Below are 1,244 nucleotides of genomic sequence, written 5' to 3' on the forward strand. Positions count from 1 at the left end.
ATGCCGGACCGAGGTGTGGTCCGGCATGCGGGCCGCGACCAGCACCCCCGACCGGACGTCACTGTCGGGCAGCCGTTCGGCGACCGCCCTGAGGAAGTCCGGTCGCGCCGGGCGGGGCCCGCCCCGGCTGCGCGTCGCGTGTGCGGCGGCGAGGGCGACCGCCACCGCTCCGGCGACCGCCTCCGGGTGGTGGTGGGAGACCATGCCCTGCCGGGCGGCCTGCTCGACGACCACGTCGAGGTCGGCGGCGTGCCAGGCGCCGAGGGGAGCGGCACGCATGGCCGCACCGTTTCCCCAGGAACCCTGGCCGCCGAACTGACCCGCCACCACCTCGCGCCAGGGTTCGCCCGCGCCGATCCGGCGCAGCACGTCGTGCATCGAGGCCCCGTAGCCGCGGTGCGTGTCGGCGGCGTAGGCGGCCGCGAGACGCAGGGCGAGGCGGTCCTGGTCGACGGTGCCGCCGCCCTCGGCGAGTTCCCGTACGAGGACGAGCGCCTGGGCGGTGTCGTCGCTCCACCGCCACGGGTGCTCCCGGGGCAACGTCCGCGCTGCGAGGGCCGCGTCACCGTCCCGGCGCAGAATGCCGAACCAGCGGTCGCCGAAGGCGTCTCCGAAGGCGAGGCCGTACAACGAGTCCAGGGCGGCGGGAGGGACGTCGATCATCGGAGCAGTATCACAGCGCCGACCGCGCCCCGGCACTCGGGTTTCCCCAGGGCTCAGGGTCCGACGGGGCCCGCGAGGCCGTCGAAAGCCGGCCTCGGTGTCCGTGGGGCCGACGTCAGCTCTGCCACCCGGTGTGCGGGGAGGTGAAGTCCTCGCCGGGGAAGGGCGGTTCAGGGGCGACCGGGCCGGCAGGGGCGGGAGTGAGGGCGTCCGGGGGCTCGGGCGCGCCTTCTCCGCCGGTGAGGTCGCTCGGGAGCATGACCAGGGAGGTCGTGCCGGCCTGCTCGCCGGAGGGGCGGAGCTGGACGCGGATGCCGTGGCGGTCGGAGAGGCGGCCGACCACGAACAGGCCCATGCGCTGGGAGATCGCGGCGTCCACCGTCGGCGGCTCGGCCAGCCTGTGGTTCACGTCGGCGAAGTCCTCGGCGGTGAGGCCGATGCCCTGGTCGTGGATCTCGATCATCACGCGCCCGTCGGGCAGACGGGTCGCGGTGACGCGGACCTTGGTCCGGGGTGAGGAGAACGTGGTGGCGTTCTCCAGCAGCTCGGCCAGCAGGCGTACGAGGTCGGTGACGGCGCGG

Annotated in this window: 2 protein-coding genes; both read right to left on the reverse strand. The window is 75.0% G+C overall.

Annotated elements, in window-relative coordinates:
• The coding region (locus AOK23_RS39940) for an ADP-ribosylglycohydrolase family protein (RefSeq protein ID WP_055717329.1) at positions 1 to 663 on the reverse strand (663 nt) is incomplete at its 3' end.
• A 115-nt stretch (positions 664 to 778) separates the two neighbouring features.
• Positions 779 to 1,244: sensor histidine kinase (locus AOK23_RS39945; protein ID WP_055717330.1), on the reverse strand; the 466-nt coding region annotated here is incomplete at its 5' end.

Origin of the sequence: Streptomyces torulosus, from assembly GCF_001419765.1 — a bacterium.
Classification (GTDB): Bacteria; Actinomycetota; Actinomycetes; order Streptomycetales; family Streptomycetaceae; genus Streptomyces; species Streptomyces torulosus.